This window comes from Enterococcus sp. FDAARGOS_375 (genome assembly GCF_002393265.1).
Lineage (GTDB): Bacteria > Bacillota > Bacilli > Lactobacillales > Enterococcaceae > Enterococcus_D > Enterococcus_D innesii.
Genome location: NZ_CP023515.1, coordinates 1,207,821 through 1,225,803, shown reverse-complemented (window position 1 = coordinate 1,225,803; position 17,983 = coordinate 1,207,821). Strand labels below are relative to the sequence as shown.

The 17,983-nt window shown below is 37.9% G+C and carries 18 protein-coding genes; 12 read left to right on the top strand and 6 right to left on the bottom strand.

Going from position 1 to position 17,983, the window contains the following annotated elements:
* Nucleotides 1-81: 81 nt before the first annotated feature.
* The 3 genes from CO692_RS06935 to CO692_RS06920 all read left to right on the top strand — a co-directional run bounded on the left by CO692_RS06935 (nt 82) and on the right by CO692_RS06920 (nt 1,160).
* The gene (locus tag CO692_RS06935; protein WP_015510561.1) at nt 82-288 is read left to right on the top strand and encodes a hypothetical protein; all 207 of its coding nucleotides are present in this window, start codon (nt 82-84) and stop codon (nt 286-288) included.
* Between the two features lie 172 nt (nt 289-460).
* Nucleotides 461-754 carry a hypothetical protein gene (locus tag CO692_RS06925; RefSeq protein ID WP_096741902.1) on the top strand — a complete coding sequence of 98 codons (294 nt, stop codon included), beginning with the start codon at nt 461-463 and terminating at the stop codon, nt 752-754.
* Nucleotides 755-767: 13 nt separating this feature from the next.
* Nucleotides 768-1,160, top strand: coding sequence for a hypothetical protein (locus CO692_RS06920; protein ID WP_096741901.1), 393 nt, complete (start codon nt 768-770; stop codon nt 1,158-1,160).
* Nucleotides 1,161-1,321: 161 nt separating this feature from the next.
* On the opposite strand, the gene CO692_RS06915 is transcribed toward CO692_RS06920, so the two are convergent.
* Entirely contained in the window at nt 1,322-1,648 is a 327-nt protein-coding gene (locus tag CO692_RS06915) for a YbjQ family protein (RefSeq protein WP_096741900.1), read from the bottom strand.
* Between the two features lie 15 nt (nt 1,649-1,663).
* Nucleotides 1,664-2,395: a MerR family transcriptional regulator gene (locus CO692_RS06910; protein WP_074934191.1), complete on the bottom strand. Its 732-nt coding sequence runs from the start codon at nt 2,393-2,395 to the stop codon at nt 1,664-1,666.
* A gap of 461 nt (nt 2,396-2,856) precedes the next feature.
* On the opposite strand from CO692_RS06910, the gene CO692_RS06905 reads away from it, so the two are divergent.
* A complete protein-coding gene (locus CO692_RS06905; RefSeq protein ID WP_192940730.1) occupies nt 2,857-5,196 on the top strand; it encodes a bacterial Ig-like domain-containing protein in 2,340 nt (779 codons plus the stop codon).
* Nucleotides 5,197-5,973: 777 nt separating this feature from the next.
* On the opposite strand, the gene CO692_RS06900 is transcribed toward CO692_RS06905, so the two are convergent.
* The gene (locus CO692_RS06900; RefSeq protein ID WP_096741898.1) at nt 5,974-7,788 is read right to left on the bottom strand and encodes an alpha/beta fold hydrolase; all 1,815 of its coding nucleotides are present in this window, start codon (nt 7,786-7,788) and stop codon (nt 5,974-5,976) included.
* 54 nt (nt 7,789-7,842) lie between these two features.
* Nucleotides 7,843-8,427 carry a TetR/AcrR family transcriptional regulator gene (locus tag CO692_RS06895; RefSeq protein ID WP_087628122.1) on the bottom strand — a complete coding sequence of 195 codons (585 nt, stop codon included), beginning with the start codon at nt 8,425-8,427 and terminating at the stop codon, nt 7,843-7,845.
* A 176-nt stretch (nt 8,428-8,603) separates the two neighbouring features.
* Here CO692_RS06895 and CO692_RS06890 point away from each other — a divergent pair, with 176 nt between their 5' ends.
* From CO692_RS06890 to CO692_RS06875, 4 genes are all read left to right on the top strand, one after another.
* A complete protein-coding gene (locus tag CO692_RS06890) occupies nt 8,604-8,852 on the top strand; it encodes a hypothetical protein (RefSeq protein ID WP_096741897.1) in 249 nt (82 codons plus the stop codon).
* A gap of 283 nt (nt 8,853-9,135) precedes the next feature.
* On the top strand, nt 9,136-9,420 hold the full coding sequence (locus CO692_RS06885; protein WP_086338784.1) for a hypothetical protein: 285 nt from the start codon (nt 9,136-9,138) through the stop codon (nt 9,418-9,420).
* Between the two features lie 117 nt (nt 9,421-9,537).
* Nucleotides 9,538-9,909, top strand: coding sequence for a hypothetical protein (locus CO692_RS17890; protein WP_096741896.1), 372 nt, complete (start codon nt 9,538-9,540; stop codon nt 9,907-9,909).
* Between the two features lie 31 nt (nt 9,910-9,940).
* Nucleotides 9,941-10,198: a hypothetical protein gene (locus CO692_RS06875; protein ID WP_081117146.1), complete on the top strand. Its 258-nt coding sequence runs from the start codon at nt 9,941-9,943 to the stop codon at nt 10,196-10,198.
* 636 nt (nt 10,199-10,834) lie between these two features.
* Here the strand turns inward: CO692_RS06875 and CO692_RS06870 are convergent.
* Nucleotides 10,835-11,263, bottom strand: a complete 429-nt coding sequence (locus CO692_RS06870) for a hypothetical protein (RefSeq protein WP_186366407.1) — start codon at nt 11,261-11,263, stop codon at nt 10,835-10,837.
* A 152-nt stretch (nt 11,264-11,415) separates the two neighbouring features.
* Between CO692_RS06870 and CO692_RS06865 the strand changes: the two genes are divergently transcribed.
* The 4 genes from CO692_RS06865 to CO692_RS06850 all read left to right on the top strand — a co-directional run bounded on the left by CO692_RS06865 (nt 11,416) and on the right by CO692_RS06850 (nt 16,901).
* The gene (locus CO692_RS06865; RefSeq protein ID WP_015510550.1) at nt 11,416-12,057 is read left to right on the top strand and encodes a hypothetical protein; all 642 of its coding nucleotides are present in this window, start codon (nt 11,416-11,418) and stop codon (nt 12,055-12,057) included.
* Between the two features lie 26 nt (nt 12,058-12,083).
* Nucleotides 12,084-13,493 (top strand): amino acid permease, encoded by a 1,410-nt coding sequence (locus CO692_RS06860; protein ID WP_010748933.1) that lies wholly within the window; start codon nt 12,084-12,086, stop codon nt 13,491-13,493.
* Nucleotides 13,494-13,522: 29 nt separating this feature from the next.
* Nucleotides 13,523-14,917: a glutamate decarboxylase gene (locus CO692_RS06855; RefSeq protein WP_005233215.1), complete on the top strand. Its 1,395-nt coding sequence runs from the start codon at nt 13,523-13,525 to the stop codon at nt 14,915-14,917.
* Nucleotides 14,918-15,452: 535 nt separating this feature from the next.
* The gene (locus tag CO692_RS06850; RefSeq protein ID WP_096741895.1) at nt 15,453-16,901 is read left to right on the top strand and encodes a helix-turn-helix domain-containing protein; all 1,449 of its coding nucleotides are present in this window, start codon (nt 15,453-15,455) and stop codon (nt 16,899-16,901) included.
* A gap of 292 nt (nt 16,902-17,193) precedes the next feature.
* On the opposite strand, the gene CO692_RS06845 is transcribed toward CO692_RS06850, so the two are convergent.
* Nucleotides 17,194-17,592, bottom strand: coding sequence for a YxeA family protein (locus CO692_RS06845; RefSeq protein WP_096741894.1), 399 nt, complete (start codon nt 17,590-17,592; stop codon nt 17,194-17,196).
* Nucleotides 17,593-17,983 lie beyond the last annotated feature (391 nt).

Genomic DNA, 17,983 nt, shown 5'->3' with positions numbered 1-17,983 from the left:
AAAACGCATTTTAGATAAAAAAGAATGCTCAGTCTGGCTGGTGTGAAAAGCGCATAAATTTTATAAGAAGGGGAGAACAGGATGGGATTCTTTGGTAAAAAGAAAGAAGTCAGAAATTTAACGAAGGAAGAAGAAGCAGAGATCAAAGAAGAAATGGCACGACAAATGCTTTCAAAAAACGAAAATGATATTGGCATGGTCAAGAAAATTAAAGTCCTGACAAACATGAGTACAGGACAAGCGAAAGACCTATTCCTGAAATTCAGGGATGAGTTAACCGAGAGATAGCGGATAGGGAATCAGCCAACAACAGCCTTTCAAATGCGAGGCAGATTCGCTTCATTGACAGCTTATGCGGTTGAAAAGGATACTGTCTTCTGGTCGATTAGTATTACAAAATTCGGTTACGCCGTAGCACTTCTATTACAATCAATTTTTTCTTCAAATGGAGGGCACAACGATGTCGAAAGAGTTAAAAAAGGTTTACAGTATTACGGTTATTCAGGTAGTGATTTACGTGATTGCATTCGCCATGGCTTTTCTTAATCGCGGGATCTCACCGAACTGGCCCTTCTACTTGGTCCTAGTAGGAATATTAGTAGGATTTTTTATCCCCCAAAAATATCGCTCCCAATTTTCTTCGACTGCTTCGAGTATTTTTTTAAAGAGCCGTACGAGACGTACAGAAAATATAATCGAACTGACCGTCACTTGTTTCGTCATTTTTCTGGTTATTTATTTAAATCTTGTCTAGAGGGGGTGTGACTATGAATACTAGCAAAAAGAAGCGGCGGTTAGGATTGGTGGGTCTTTATTTACTTTTAGTTACAGTGTCCGCACTTATACGACAAGTGAAGTACTATGGCATAACGACGATGCTTATGATCATTCTCACTTTCCTCGTACTGGTCATTTTATGGGGGTCTTTGCTTCGTCACAAAGTTATTCGTGTCACTTGGACAAGTATGGCATATGAACCAAATCTTCATAAAAGTGAACGGGCGTTTTTGTTTAGCCTCGTTACTTTAGTAGCGCCGATTCTTAGATTTCAGGACCTAACTGTCTATGAACTAATCGTTTCTGTTGTAGCTATATTGGTAGGGATAGTTGGTTTTGTAATAAATGAGCATCGATTAAATCGGAAAAAACAAACACTATAGTAGAATTTTTCATTTGATCTCAGAAGTGACCGTTTTTATGCGGTCGCTTTTTTAATGAAATAAATGATCTTTTAAGTGTATAGAAAATAAATCAGATCACGGTGATCCGCACCGTGTCTACTTTATTTTGAACCGCTTTTTATAGAAACATACAGAATTCTCTAGTCTTCAACAACAACCGCTGTTCCACTGGCTGTCACCACAATTAACATAATATCTGAATTTACAAATTGATTGTAGCTGATATGCGTATTGACTATGGCGTTTGCCGATAAGCGATGCGCTTGTTCTTCCAACTCCAATAGAGCCAACTTTCTTCCTTTAGAGTATTCATCAGAATAGGTAGTAGATTTTCCACCAAATATCCCTTTGATCCCACTTATGGCATCCTTTACGATGTTCACGGAAATCACTTGTTCATTAAAAATAGCTCCTTTTACTTCACTGATTTTTTGGTCTGCAATGGTCTCGGTTGTTACTAAAAACATAGTAGATTCCTTCTTTCACAATTTCATTTCTACAGTAAAAATAGTGGCGCTGTTATAGGCTAATGAGCAATAGACGTTTTCAAAAAATAAAAGTTGATTTTGAGAAATATCTCTGACAGATAGCAGTTTGTCCGCTAAAAAAAGGTCGATATTTTGCTTGATACAATCTTCCGTCTCCACGATAAAACTCATACTTGCATAAGTCCCTTTAGTAAAAGTAAATTCCCCTTCTTCCTTTTTACTTTCAAGACAAGGTATATCTTCATTTTCATGATGAACATAAAAAATTTGATCGAGAGAGGATAGATTCATATTATTGGCTTTTATCAAATCCACCTCGCCATTTTCAACAACTGATTCTGGAAAAGAATGAAAATAACGATCGGACCTCTCGAAGAAACTTATTTCGTTTAACTTGTAGGAATTTTGGGCCTCGATAACGGCGTGTACGGTATTTTTTATAGCCAGTAATTCATCGATCTTTTTTTGGATCGTTTGTTCGGCTTCAATAAAAAAAGGTGCCATGTTTGATTGGGTCAAAATGGTTTTGATGGAACGAAGCGAGTAACCAATATTTTTAAAAACGAGAATCTGATAGAGTTTGTAGACATTTTCTTCATCAAAGAAAAAATACCCGTTTTCATTCCGTTCCTTTGGTGTGAGCAATTCGATATCAATATAGTGTCGAATGGTGTGTTTCGAAATAGAAAACAATGATGCTAGTTCACTTGTTGTAAGTAATTTCATAAGTAGCCTCCTGAGGATAAGTATATCGTGTCGGGTAACCACACAGTCAATAGCTTATGAAAAATATGGAATATATCTTCTTCTAAAACACAATTCTCGTACACTGTTATACCAAAATGTCAGTTCTCTAGTGAGAAGCATCCAAAGTCTGCAGTTCTAATATTTTAGTTCCATGAAAAAAATAGAAATTCCTATGCACAAAAAAAAAGGATAATAGAAAAAGTACGTTTATAGTTTTGGATTATATAATTATAAGGATGAGATGGTTAAGATGAAGAAATAATAGATAGTAAGCCTCCCTTGAATTGTAGGTTACGCACTTGTGATATAGACATTATAAATCATAGCATTTAGCAAATAATTTTATGTAATAACCGTTGTTAGGTGTTTTTTTTTAATAAATTAAAATGCGTAGTTTAATGCTAAGATGCCGTTTGTTAAATCGAAACGAGGAGAAAAAAATGAAAAATAAACATATGCACCTTTTTTTAGTTGGATTATTGTTTGGGTCAATTGTAATGAATCCAGTACAAGGATTGACAGATACGCTCGGAATAGCACCCGCTCAGGAACAAGAAGCTGCCAATCTTTTATCGGAACCTTTGAATAGCTTTGAAAAAAGTGAAAATCAGGAACCGGCGCCTGATAACAAAGATGTATTTTCTGAAAGTGAAGCTAAGGAAAACCTTTTGGAGAATGAAACGTTAAGCAGTCTAGAAGATGATGCTGCTATGAATGAGGAGCAATCGGATGACAGTAAAGAACTATCCGATAGTCAGTCATCTGAAACCGATACGAGTGAAAGTGTGACAGATAATGCTGACCAGAATCAAATAGATAAAACAGACACGAAGATGCTTATGGCTCCAATGGAAGCTTCAGAGACGTTCACTTACGACTTAACAGTTGAATATGATCCTCTTAAGATTCAACCATTGGTAATCGACTTACCTATTCCTGAAAAATATATAGAGGATGAACTATATTTTCGTCTTTTTTTAGGTGGGGATGACGGAAATTTTTACGAGTACAAATCGGATCAGCAATATTTCATGACAGGTTCATCACATAGCAATCCAGTAATAGGAGTGAACACTTTACAAATGTCATGGAGTAATTTCACTCAAGGTTGGAGCCCTGATGATTTTGAATATTTTGGGTTTACTGTGGTTATTCCTTACAAAGATGCTAACGGGAATGACCTATTTACAGCTGCATACAATATTCGTTTTACAAACAGTCATTTAACTATTAAGTATGTAGATGAATCAGGTAATGAAATCTACCCTTCACGTCGAATTGATAATAGTACAAATCAGCCCTATGACGTTTCAACTAGTGACTACATTCCAGAAATTCCTGGATATGAGCTAGATACAAGTAAGTTGCCTTCTAATGCTATTGGAGTATTTCAACGTGGTGAATTTACTGTTACCTATGTTTATCAGAAAGCGCAAATTGATTATACCGATATTTCGATTAAAGATAGTACTATTCATACACAGGACACATGGTCACCGATCGATAACTTTATCGAGGCTTCATCAAAAGAAGGGAAACAGCTAACCTATGAGGAATTTTTGGCAAACGGCGGGATTGTTTCTGGTACAGTAGACACACAGACAGCGGGTACTTATACGGTTCGTTATACTCTCAATAATCTAACCAAGGATGCAACAATAGTTGTTAAGCCTCGTCTGACCGCCATAAATGTCTCTGATTCAACGATCTATGTAGGGGATAGCTGGGAAGCAGAAGATAATTTTGATAGTGCGTTAGATAAAGATGGTAACGACGTTGCACTTTCAGATCTGACGGTCGATGCTAGTAAAGCCGACACGAGCAAAGCAGGGAGCTTTGACGTCACGTATACGTATGATGGTGTAACGAGTACAGCGACTATCACGGTTAAAGAAAAAATGACAGCCGTCAACGTCCATGATTCTACGATTTATGTGGGAGACAATTGGGAAGCAGAAGATAATTTCGATAGTGCGTTAGATAAAGATGGTAATTCAATAGATTTCCAAGATCTGACGATTGATGCTAGTCAAGCAGATACAAGTAAAGCAGGGAGCTTTGAAGTCACCTATACGTATGATGGTGTAACGAGTACAGCGACTATCACGGTAAAAGAAAAAATGACAGCTGTCAATGTCCATGATTCAACGATCTACGTGGGGGATAGCTGGCAAGCAGAAGATAATTTCGATAGTGCGTTAGACAAAGATGGCAACAATGTTGATTTTTCAGCTCTAACGGTCGATGCTAGTAAAGCAGATATGGGTAAAGCAGGAACCTTCGAAGTTACCTATATGTATGATGGTGTAACGAGTACAGCGGTCATTACGGTTAAAGAGAAAATGACAGCCATCAATGTCCATGATTCTACGATTTATGTGGGAGATAAATGGACGGCAAAAGAAAATTTTGACCATGCATTAGACAAAGCAGGAAAGAAAGTCGTGTACGAAGACTTGACAGTAGACGCCAGTCAAGTTGATCCGAGCAAAGCAGGTAGCTATGAAGTATCGTATAGTTATGATGGAATTACGGTAACGGCTACAGTCACAGTAAAAGAAAAACCTAGCCAAGAAAAACCTGCAGATGATTCAACGCATGCGACACCAGAACAAGAGAAAGAGAATCAGAAAAAAACAACTCCTGATAGTAAGAAACAGGTAACACTTCCTAAAACAAATGAAAATAAATCAGTAGTTGAATTAGTAGCAGGTGTCATAATTGTGCTTCTGACAGGTGTAATTTTCTTTTGGAAAAAAAGAAAAGTGAATAAAGAGTAAGATCTAAAAAAATAAAGTATGCGGGATTTATTTCCGGGTACTTTATTTTATTTAAAAAAGACTTCAGCCAAGCTTCTCTTTCTTGATAGGTAAGAGATGGAAACCTTCACAGAGACCATGTAGATTACACAAAATCAACTCCCGAACAACAGAATATAGATGATGAATCTATTAAATTTACTGTTCAGAAATGACTTTTGCGAATTTCTTTATGCAATTTTTTAGAAATTATTCGATACAGTGTACGGGACTATAATACCCTGGATTTTATTACATTTCTTGTATAATTTATTCGCTTTATTACTCTCTCTAACATGGAAAGAAGCTAATCAAAGGATCGTTTCTTATAATTAGCTTCTTTTTTATTACTTAGCTATTGTGGAGAGATACCATTTTATTTACTTATCCTAGATAGTTTTCTTATCTTAACTTTTTGTTTATCTGATTTTTTTATAACGATAACCAAGAGTCTCTTGGCATAATACCAATTTTGACTCCGATACTATTTTCATCAAAAATAGTAGAGCAGGCTCCTGATAGAATCGTTTCTTCTGGAAAGCTAACAATTGTGGATGTCCGTGCCGCCAGAAGAGCTATGGATAGATTTTTCATGTAAATTTATTTCATAGAGGAACATATCTTCTTATATGGAGGATGTTAGGAAGGTACTGACACTATTCTCATCAAAGAGAGGGACACCTTTCAATAACTAATTATATTAAGTAGGAATTTTCGTAAGTAGATTAGCGTACTTAATAAAATCATGCCTCCCTAAAATCACCCTTCGATTAACTCTACCAACACATCAGCTGTTTCTTGCGGATGGCTGATTGGAAAATGATGACCCAATGGCAGATCGACTATTTTAGTCGTTTCTCTTGGCGGTAAATAGCTTTTATCCTCGGTTCCCCATATGATCGGAATTGAAGGGTCTATTCTTTGGTGAAGGGTCATTTCTTTTAACAACCGATTTAGTTGAAGTGTTGTGTTGACTATCCGTGAAGAACGAACACTCTTCTTCACTCTTTTTAAATATTCACTAGAAGAGGCTGCTTCGTCTATCAGCAGTCCTTTTTTTGTGAAATAGGCGAGTAATTGTCGTTCAGATGCATGCTTTAAAGCTAGTTTACTGAGCCATGTTGCAGGGACCGAATCGGTTTTGTGAATAGGTGGTTGTAAAAGAATCAGTTGATCGTTCTCTGAAAAGAAGCGCTGTTCAGCGGCTGTTAATAACAAGGCGGCACCAAAAGAATGGCCGATAAAGACAGAGCCGTCAGGCAGGATATTCTTTAGTGAGCGTATCAACTCAAGATATGGTGTCAACAGCTGTTGCTTTTTAATAAACGGAGATCTTCCGAATCCTGGTAAATCTGCAATGATAATTTTTCTGCCTGTTTGCTTATTCAATGCTAGTCCCAGTTGAAAGAGATCGGTACCATCGCTAAATAAGCCATGCAAAAGCACGAGAGGAGTAGCAGAGCCCTCCAATTGATAGACCGTCGCTTCGTCGACAGCTATGCGTGTGTAGGGTGTTAGGCTTTCTTCCCCATAGGTCAAGCGAAAATCAATGTCAGCTACTGCTAGCAGGATGTTTGATGCTGCTATTTTTTTAATCAGTTCCGATTCAAAATCGCGTTTTGTCAGCCGATTGTCAAAGGTTCTATTGGTTAAAAAGTTTAAACTGCTTTCAGGAATACCCGTTAATTTGCTTCCGCCAGCTGCCATAACGAACTTGAGTAAACCAAAAGGAACGCTCAGACGAGGTTTGCTTCGATTAAGACTTTCAGAAATCAGTCCCATCAGTTGAACGATCTCTTTATCGGCGTGTTTATCGGCAACAAGGGGATACGTCATTTCGTCTTTTGTCTCATTGAATATGGTTTTGACAATAAATTGAGCGAGTACATTTTTATTGATCAACGGCAGTCGATAGTCGGTTCCTCCGGGGATAACAGGTAAGGCTCCACTTCGGATTATTTTTATAAATAAGCCAAAGCCTTCGAGTTGTTCGGTGCTGCCTGTTTGCTCATCACCGATGACGGTTGGCGGATTGATTACTGCTAAAGGAATATGGTGCTTTTTCGCTTCTTGTCGAATATAAATATCAGATAAAAACTTCATCTGCTCATAGGGCGGGGTTCCAAGTAACGCTGGATGCACCTCTTTGAATACATCCGTCGTTTCCCAGACAGAAGCATCATCCGTGAATGGGCTCATGTACCCAGCTACGTGGATGATCTTTTTCAATTTGTTTCTCTTGTTGATTTCTTTTGCAAGGGACATGAGATTTTTGCTGCCTTCTAAAAAGGAGCTCTTCGCGGCTGCTTCTGATAAGGTGATATCCATCGGACCGCCGCAGTGAAGAATCATGTTGCAGTGCATTGCTCGTTCGTGGTCGATCGCATTTAAGCCTAAGTTTTCTTTTGTTAAATCGCCTGTTACCAACGCTATTTTTTCAGGGGCTAATGCTTGCAATGGTCTTGCTTTCGCTGAATTTCTGACAAGTAATGTTAAGAAAACATCTTCCCTTGCGAGTTGTTTGACGATTTCTTTGCCAATAAACCCAGTTGCTCCGATAATTAAAATATTCATTATTTTCTCCTTTTTAGAACTATTTAGTCCTAATTTTATATAAAAAAATTACTCTTAAACGAGTAATTTAAATAAATTTTTGGCTGTAGTAGTGAGATACTGACTCTCTTTTTTTACTTCTGCTAAAAAGAGTGCCCCTTCAAGGTTGTTTACAAAAATCTCCGCCGTTTCTTTGACGTTGATGTCTTCACGAAATGCTTTAGTATTTATTCCTTCTTGAATCAATCCCTCGCAGATACGCGTTAAATAATCAAAAAAATGATTGATTTTTTCTTGGACCTGCCGATCATTTTTCGGCGCTTGCATAATGAAAGTAATGAAGGGACAGCTGCCTTGATAGTCCCGCTCTTCAATTTCTTCAGCCAAACTTTGTAGAAAGGTCAGCATTTTTTCTTCTAAAGTTAGATTGGTCTGTTTCAAAATGTCTTCTAGTTTTTCTCGGTATATAATGATCCAAAAATCAATCACTGCTAGTAATAATTCCTCCTTACTTGAGAAGTGGTAATAGACATTTGATTTTGACACACCGCTTTGTTGCACGACCTCATCCATACTGGTATACGTGTAGCCGACTTTGAGAAAAAGGCTGGCGGCTGTTTCGATCACTCGGTTTTTATTTGAACGTTTATAATTTTCCATAATAGAACTATATAGTACTAATTGAGTCTTGTCAATTTTTTATTCACTGATTGATTCATTTTCTTTTTATTGTTGTAAAATTAATGTTAAAAAATAATTTAAGGTTCTTTTTTTAATGATTGGTATGTATAATAAGAACATACAGTAAGAAAGTGTATGCTGAAAAGAGGACTCTTATGAAAAAATTTGCAATTGGCTGTTTTGGGATCAGCCTTTTTATGACGATCGTTGGCCTTTTTTTACAGACGATTTTGATCCCTATTCAAGATTTTGACACAATCAGCAAAGAAGAACTTAAGAATATCCAACTTGATCTTGCTATTAATTATCCGTTAGGAATTGCCATGCTTCATGTCGGGCTTCCTTTGTTAGTATGCTCTAGTGGTTATTTGGTTTTTTGTTATTTTAGAGATAGGAAGAACTGAAGCTGTTTTTGTATCCCTTAAAAAGGAAAATCACTCATACAAACACCACTTTTCATCACAAAAGAAAGAGTGCGGATCTCGAAACTTATAACAGAAATCATACGTGCATTGACTAGTAACATCTGTAAATTAGTTTTGAAAGATAGCGAAGCTTCTCTTGAAAAAATGCTTAAGAGGAACGCAATATAATATGATGTACGTTTGTATTTAAATGAAAAGGTAAATATTGTTTGTTTGGATCTGTAATGTTTGAGGAAATACTAACTAATTAAGGAAGTGCTTTATGAAAATAAATGATGTTTTGCATAGACGCCAGTATACGATTAATTTATCTTCTAATACGCCACCGCTTGATTTAGCTTCTTTAAGTAATATGGGGGTCTGGAGTAAACCAAAAGAGAAACACTATATATTGACTTTGACACACAATGACGATCCCATTAACGATTCTTCTATGTTTGAGAAAATTTTTAAGGAGCGTACTGGATTACAGTCAAAAGATTTTATATATGAAGCAAAACATGGACCGATGACCCTACAACGTGCTGTTGATTCGACTTGGTTTTGAAAATATAGATTTTTTTGAGTAGATGCAATAGCACAAATGCATGAAATCATGGCATTGAGATTATTTTGAAGGAATTGAAAATAATGAATTTTTTTAGGGAAGCAGGTCTGAATAGCTATGAACAATCACGAAAAGAATAGAAAACAACATTCAATTAGCAATCTATCTAGTAATTCCTTTAACGTAATGAATACAAAATCTGATCCTTCACAAACTGGATCACCAATACCTTTTCAAAATGGCGACTTTTCATCAGTTGATCGAAACGTTCATTCTTCAAAAACAGTCACTGAACTGCTTTGTTTCTATTTAGCAGGTAGTATTATTGCGGCAATTGGGTGTTATTTGTATATTAAGCTGCCCTTATTTGCTAATTTACTGGAGAATACGATTTTATCTTTTGCTATTACTTTTGGGATTATCATCCTAAGCTTTGTTTTGTCTCATTTTATAACGAAAGTACTTACTGCTCATAACAGAAATAAATGACCAATATGAAATGAATTGTGAGGATAAATAGATGTATTCAAATTACCAGAAGCTGCCGCACTATTTAAAAAAGTGGTATGCATTATTTTATATTTTACCATTGATGCTTCTCTTATTTGTTAATGCCCTGACAGCTTGGTTAACTTTTCCCATAAACATAGGAATTCTATTGATTCTTTATGGAGTAAGTTGTTTGATTGCTACCAAGGCGTCTCAAGGTAAAAAAGAATGGTTTGTTCTAGATGGCATCACTTTTGGGATTGCCTTGATCACTCTTTCTATCATTTAATTGAAATAAAGGGGTAGCCTTTGATACAGAGATAATAGTGGAGAACCGATTATTGCGCATGTCGTCTCTTCTTTCTTTGTGATGGCAGCAGTTATCACGATTTTAAAGACTACTTTTAATTGTTTATCCATATGAGTAAAAGATTTGATGTTCGTTTAGCTATATTTTAGAATTTTAAAAATATGTTTGATTGAAGTCATTTAGATAGTTTAAATATTCGCAATAGATTTGGCAGTTTCTGCAGTTGATATATAATTGTATCCAAAAAACTTTCCGATTTGAATGAAAAGCTCACCCCAAGCAGCCCCCGAAAAATAGTTTCGGGGGCTGCTTGAGGTTTGGGGGGCTTAGCTAGCTAAGCAATGATCGATCACTAAAAAATGATCAAAACAGAATAGGCAATTTTTTGTTTTCAATCAAAAAATGTTGATCGTTTTATCAAGCAGAGGATGGCACAAGTAAGTGGAAAGTAGGTAGTGGCTATTTTTGTGTTCAGGATGGGGAAGTAGATTTGTCTAGGATACACGTGAGGATAAACGTTTGAGGATCATTTGTTTTTGACTTACCTATGTGCCATCACTGCGAAAACACTGTGGATGAAGGCGTCATGTACGATACCACATACTCGGATGAGAGCTAAGGACGGTTGATTGCCCGAGCTTGCCCGGATTTCTCCAATAACAAAACAGTGTGGGTTGAAGAGCTACAGCGCTGAAAAAAATAGCTGCCCCGTGCGGTTTTTGGTGTTTTTTGAACCCTACAAGCTGCTATTGCTCCTCGTCTATTCGTCGCAAGCTTGGAAGATCTTTTCAAAAAATGCCCGTCAGCTGTCAGCACGTTGTCTTTTGCATCAGGAAGCATCAGCGTTTCGACGAATCTTTGTGACCCAGTAGGCGCCCACTCATTTTGGGCAACTTCTATCCGAGAAATCGTTGCGCTAGAAGTAGGTCCGTCCGTACTTTCCAGACAAAAGGCAGCTGAAAGTGGGCTGATATCCAACAAAAAGGCGGTTATAACGACCACAAGCGCTCTCAAAAATCTCAGTCCTTTCTTTTCAATGGTCATTGTTCTTATCTGCACTTCATGATAGCACCGAAACGCGAAGTATTTTTCGCGTTTTTTTGTTTTTAAAATAAAAAATTAGGTATTCGCTTTTTTTGGTTAAATGGTATACCTGAGATGGAATAAAAATAATAAAAGAAAGGACAGGATTTACAATGAAAAAAACATCATTAGTTGCAGGTTTCGTTTTAGGTGTAGGCGTTTTGTTCACTCTAGGTGCGTGCTCAACAGTGGAAGAGTCAGGGGAAGTGGTCTCTGGGTCAGGAACCGAAACGTTGATCAGTGATTCTTCAGATGAGGTGATCGTGGGAAGTGAAAAATTGAGTGATGACGGGTATTTTGAAGAAATCGTAACCAAGGGAATCGATCCGAAAGTCAAAGATGTTGTTTGGTATGAAACGAATTATGAAAATGCTGGTTGGGATCACATTCGCTTTTTAGTGAACCATGTAAAAATTGTGAATGTAGAAGCGTTCAAACACAAAGACAAAGAATACAAAACATTGCTTTCACTGAAATATCAATTGTTTAATGAAGATTCGAAAGACAAAAAAATCAAACCTGACAAAGCATATTTGGTGTTGAATGATGGCAAGAAAATTGAAGCGGAAGTATTTGTGGACTATTTAGATGATGAAATTTTGACCCATGACAAACACAAAGATGGCTTTATTCACTTTAAAGTAGCACAAGAACAAAGTTTGCCAGCGATCAAAGCAATCGAAATCGAATTTAAAGCAGATGGCGATCTGACACATACGTACCATATTGATCTTTCTTCCGCTGCTGAAAAATAGTATCTAACGATAGGAGGTTGAAAAAAATGGATACTAGCAAGAAAAAACTATCATTGTTGAGTTTTTTTGCGATAACTGCTTCAATGGTGATGACGGTATATGAGTATCCAACCTTTGCGACATCGAAGATGAATCTAGTTTTTTATTTACTCGTCGGCGGTTTCCTCTGGTTTATCCCTGTAGCCCTTTGCTCTGCGGAGATGGCTACTGTAAAAGGATGGGAAAAAGGGGGACTCTATACCTGGGTCTCAAAAACATTAGGGAGAAAATGGGGCTTTGCTGCCATTTTCTTCCAATGGTTCCAAATCACGGTAGGCTTTATTACGATGATTTACTTTATTGTTGGGGCGCTTTCCTATGCCCTAAATTGGCCGGCTCTTAATACGAATGTTTGGCTGAAGCTGATTGCCACTTTAGTGATCTTTTGGCTGATCACGATCTCACAATTTGGCGGAACAAAAAATACCGCGAAGATTGCCAAAGTAGGGTTCTTTGTGGGGATCGTCGCAACTGGGATCATACTTTTTATCCTAGGAATTGTCTACATTGCTCAAGGAAATCCCATCAAAGTTTCCTTTGGCTCAGGCGCATGGATTCCTGATTTCACGAAAATCAATACGCTGGTCGTTTTTGTTTCCTTTATTTTGGCCTATGCAGGGGTTGAATCTTCTGCCAGTCACGTAAAAGATATGGACAATCCTGGAAAGAATTACCCGAAAGCTATTTTGATTTTAGTTGTAGCAACGATTCTTTTGGATACGTTAGGTGGGGCAACGGTGGCTGCCACGATTCCCCAAAATCAATTGTCTCTTGATACTGGCGTGATTCAAGCCTATTCTTATTTGATCCATCATTTTGGCGGCGGAGAATGGCTGGTTCGCTTGATTGCCGTGGTCATCTGTTTAGGTGTCATTGCAGAAATTGCTGCTTGGGTAGTCGGCCCATCGACGGCGATGCTTGAAGCAGCTGAAAATGGCTTGCTGCCAAAACAAATGGCCAAAGTCAATCAACACAATGTCCCAATCAATATCGTTTTGGTACAAGGCATCATTGTTTCCATTTGGGCGGTTGTCTTGACATTAGGCGGTGGAGGCGCCAATCTATCCTTCTTCGTTGCGATGGCTTTGACGGTCTGCATCTATCTGGTGGCTTATGTCCTCTTGTTTCTTTCCTATATTAAATTAGTCAAAGAAAAAGACGACTTAACAAGAACGTATCATATTCCTGGTGGGAAAAATGTGAAAATTGGTGTTGCGATGGTTGGTTTGCTTGTTTCTATTTTTTCTTTCTTTATTTCCTTCTTTCCACCGAGCGATATCGGCTCCGGAAAGGGTGGAACCTATTTAGCCATCTTGATCATCAGTTGGCTGATTATTGTCGTGATACCGTTTGTCATCTATAAATATGTAGGTGAAAAAGCAAGCGATAAAAAATAAAAAGCACAACCTATGAGGAGGAGAGCTGCATGTTATTTAGTAAAAAAAATCGAAAAGAAGCCCAATATTTGGAGCCTATCTATGGGAATGAGGCAATGGATCAAGCGATCCCTATGTACAAATTACCAAAAGAGTCCTTGGTACCGCGGGATGCCTATGAATTAGTCAAAGATCAATTGATCGATGAAGGGGTCTCAAGACAAAATTTGGCGACGTTTTGTCAAACCTACATGGAACCAGAAGCAGTCAAAATCATGAGTGAAACCCTTGATAAAAACGCCATCGATAAAACCGAGTACCCACGGACAGCAGAAATTGAAAACCGCTGTGTCAATATGATCGCTGATTTATGGCATGCCCCAGAAGCGTCCGATTTTATCGGTACATCAACGGTAGGCTCAAGTGAAGCGTGTATGCTAGGTGGATTGGCCTTAAAATTTGCTTGGCGCAATCGGGCAAAAAAACTTGGCTTAGATATCAATAAACAAAAACCAAACTTAGTGATTTCTTCTGCCTATCAAGTCGTTTGGGAAAAATTCTGTGTCTACTGGGACATTGAAATGCGAACGATCCCTATCGATGAAGAACATGGCAGCATCAATGTCGAAAAGGTCACGGACTATTTAGATGAATATACGATCGGAGTCGTCGGTATTTTAGGGATCACTTACACTGGACGATACGATGATATCAAAGCACTAGATAAGAAATTAGAGGAATACAACAAACACACCGACTACAAAGTCTACATCCACGTGGATGCGGCTAGTGGTGGATTGTACACACCATTTATGGAACCAGAACTTGAATGGGATTTCCGTTTGAAAAACGTTCGTTCCATCAGTACGTCTGGACACAAATATGGGTTAGTCTATCCTGGTATCGGTTGGGTGCTTTGGAAAGAAAAAGATTTCTTACCAGAAGAGCTGGTCTTTAAAGTAAGTTATCTTGGCGGTGAAATGCCAACGATGGCCATCAACTTTTCAAGAAGTGCCAGCCAAATCATCGGACAATATTACACCTTTATCCGTAATGGGTTTGAAGGCTACCGCTTGATCCACAAAAAGACCAGTGATGTTGCCCAATATTTAGCAAAAGAGATTGAAAACATGGGTTACTTCGATATTTATAATGATGGTTCACGGTTGCCGATCGTCTGCTACAAATTAAAAGAAGATGCCGATATTTCTTGGAATCTGTATGATTTGACGGATGAATTTGCGATGAAAGGCTGGCAAGTCCCTACCTATCCATTACCTGATAATCTATCACATATCAATATCCAACGCTTTGTCTGTCGGGCAGATTTAAGTATGCAAATGGCAATGGATCTGGTGCAAGACATGAAAGAAGGAATCGAGCGCTTGAACAAGCGACCAAGCCGTCATGTTTCATCCGATCAAACCTATGGCTTTTCACATTAAGAAACGGTATCGCTAGAAACCCTTTCATTGCTTTTTTCAATGAATAAAAAGTCCCTTTATGAAACGTTTTTTGCAAGACTGAATGAACATTGGTTTATAGAAAAATCAAAGGCGGTTGCATCGACTGCCTTTGATTTTTTTGTTTATAAGAACGGGTAAGCACTTGATAGTGTCATTTTTTAAGAGTAAGTAAAAAAATGGCGCTTGATAATTTCATTTATTGACATTTCTAGCTTGTGATAGTATTAATTATTATGGTCTAAATATATTTTTTTAGAGAAGAACGTTTTACATAAACAAAAAGGAAATCTTGAACGTTGTCGTGAGGGAATTCTTAGGGAAATTCGTCTTGCATCGAGGGTTTTTGTTTGTCAGTCATGGTTTGCTGGGGAGTAAGTGAAGGAAAAGTATGTGTAGAAAGGGCCTGTTTTTACTGCGCTTGTTTGTTTCATAAGTAACGTACTGCTATCTTTTTCTGTAAATTGGTTGTAACTATTCTGAATGAATATAGATTTACACTGGAGGAAAAACAGTCATGTATAAAGAAGACTTACTGGATAAGGACTTGAAATTAGAGTATATCTTGCTCAAATTTTTGTATTTATCGACCGGTCATATCAAAAAAAGTGATGCGTGTCGGGAATTAGATATTACGATGCCGACCTTGACGAAATTATCAGAGAGCCTTCAACGGCAGCTAAAAAATGAGAAGGTCTCATTTATCATCAATCGTTATACGTTGGAACTGCAAGTAACCGATAGTGTCTCACTGGATGATTTGACCGACACGCTATTGAAAAAATCTGCTAAATATCAAATCATCCATTATTTGTTTCAATATGCAGGCTATGATGCCTTCGTCTTGGCTGATGAATTAAACATAAGTGTGGGGACCCTCAATCGGTTGATTGCTGAGTGCAATCAGTTGTTGCAGCATTTTGAATTAAAAATCAGAAACAAAAAACTAGTTGGAACGATGACACAACGCATTTATTTTTACTATAATTTTTTCAAAATGGGTGCAACAACGATCGATTCTGTTTTGATCGATGACTTGGTTGCGGAGTTAGCGAAAAAAATAACTTTATCGATTGCCCAACAAAAGCAGCTGAAGATCTGGTTGTTTGTGATTATGAAAAAAGTCACGTCTCACACGACCTTGGGAAGTTTAAGTCCGGAAGAACAAACCAAAATCGAGCGCTGCCAAGAGATGCCCCTCTGTCACTTTATTCGACAGATCTATGCTTCTAAAAAATGTATCTGCTCAGTAGATGAAGCGAAGATCGTGCCATTCTTTATCTGTCTCTTCCTCATTACGGTGGGCGGGATTCCTTACGAGGAACTTCGCTTAGGACTGTACACCAATAAAAATCCTGTCTTTGAGATCACCGATGAAGTCATGGCGGCAATCCAGTCCATTTATCGTCTTGATACCTCGCATACGACGATCGATATCAAAGCCAATGTCTTTTCCTTAATCGCACAAGTTTATTACTTTCATGGAGTGAATTATTCCATCGATCGAGTCACGCTAAATTATTACCACAAAATGTTTCACAATTCCTTGCGAGATCAAGTGATCTCAGACATTCTGGAACACATTATTGCACCGACCAACTTGTTTACGCCCACGAAACTCAACTATCTCAAGAAACGCCTAGTCTTTTTAATTTATATGTTATCGCCTAAAGAAGAATATCGGGTACGGATCGGGGTCTTAAATATGTGCTCTAGTCTTTTGGCGGATGCTTCGATTTACTTGTTAAAAAATGAACTAAAAGGCAAGCAAAATGTTGTTGTTTTACCCTATACTCCGGACGAGACATTTGACTTGTTGATTTCCAATGCCAATCTCCCCCAATTAGGGAACAATTATGACCAATTTTATCAAGTGACCGCCATTGGTGCCGATTTAGACGTCAATCAGGTTTCTGCGATCGTCGATCAAATTGCTTATTCTAAGTATCATTCTTTTGTGGTGTGAGCAGTCATTTGTTAGTTAAAAAGCAGTGAGTCAACGGATAGGTGATTCGCTGCTTTTTCAATTATCTGCGAAGTAGGGAAAGGAAACGGCGCTTGAATTGCTCTTATCATTGATGACGGAATGAAAATAGGGATCAGTCAAGCAGCTTTCTGCTAGATAAATGTGCCCAGTATCCTTGTATACGTATCGCAACAGAGCAGAAGACATCAATGAAACGAACAGAAGGGATTCAAAATGCTGATTTTGGAAAGATGTAAAAAAAGACCCACATAGAGATATGAGTCTGGCATCGTTAGTTCTGATTTTCTAATTTCTCTAGAATCTTTTTGGGAATTGCGTCTTTTTCAACACCATTCGGGCCTTTTATTGTACGCTTTTCACTGATCACCGCTTTTACATATGAATTTGGTGTTAAGGGTTTTGCGTTATCTTCTGATAATGAAACCTCAAGGGTTTGGGTACTGCCATCTTCTTTTACAAAGTTTAATGTGTAATCGTAAGAATACCAAGGAGACTGGTCACCGATGCCGCTCTTACTTTCGTGTTGGACTTTAGGCGGAATCTCAGACGGGACATACGCGTAAGCTGTTTGTCCTGAGTAGGTGGATTGATAATATTCATATCCTTTGTATCCAACAAACCCTAAAAGTACGACTAAGATGAATCCGATTATTTTTTTCATATAAACCATCCTTATCCTCAAATATGGAGCTATTATAACAGAATGGTTCTATAGATGACCTTTCATCAGACGAACAGTTTTGCAAGGAGAAACGTTGCTAGCCAGTCGTGAAAAAGCAGGGAACGCCGCTAATAAAGGGTTCGATCTATAAATTGTCAGAGGAATGTTGCTTAGAGCGATCAGAAATAAGGGGGAAAGCAGAAAACAAGACCTTAATTAAAAAACACAACATGAAAATGCTTCTTTTATGTATGCCCAGCAGCAGACAGCTTGATGAGACGTGCCGTTTGTTTTTTCACTATAGAAAGGCGAAAGAGGGCGCACCAGTTTCATAAAAAACCAGCAAAGGCGCTCCGTAAGAGACCGTCTTTGCTGGTTTTTTCTACCGAAAATGCTTGAG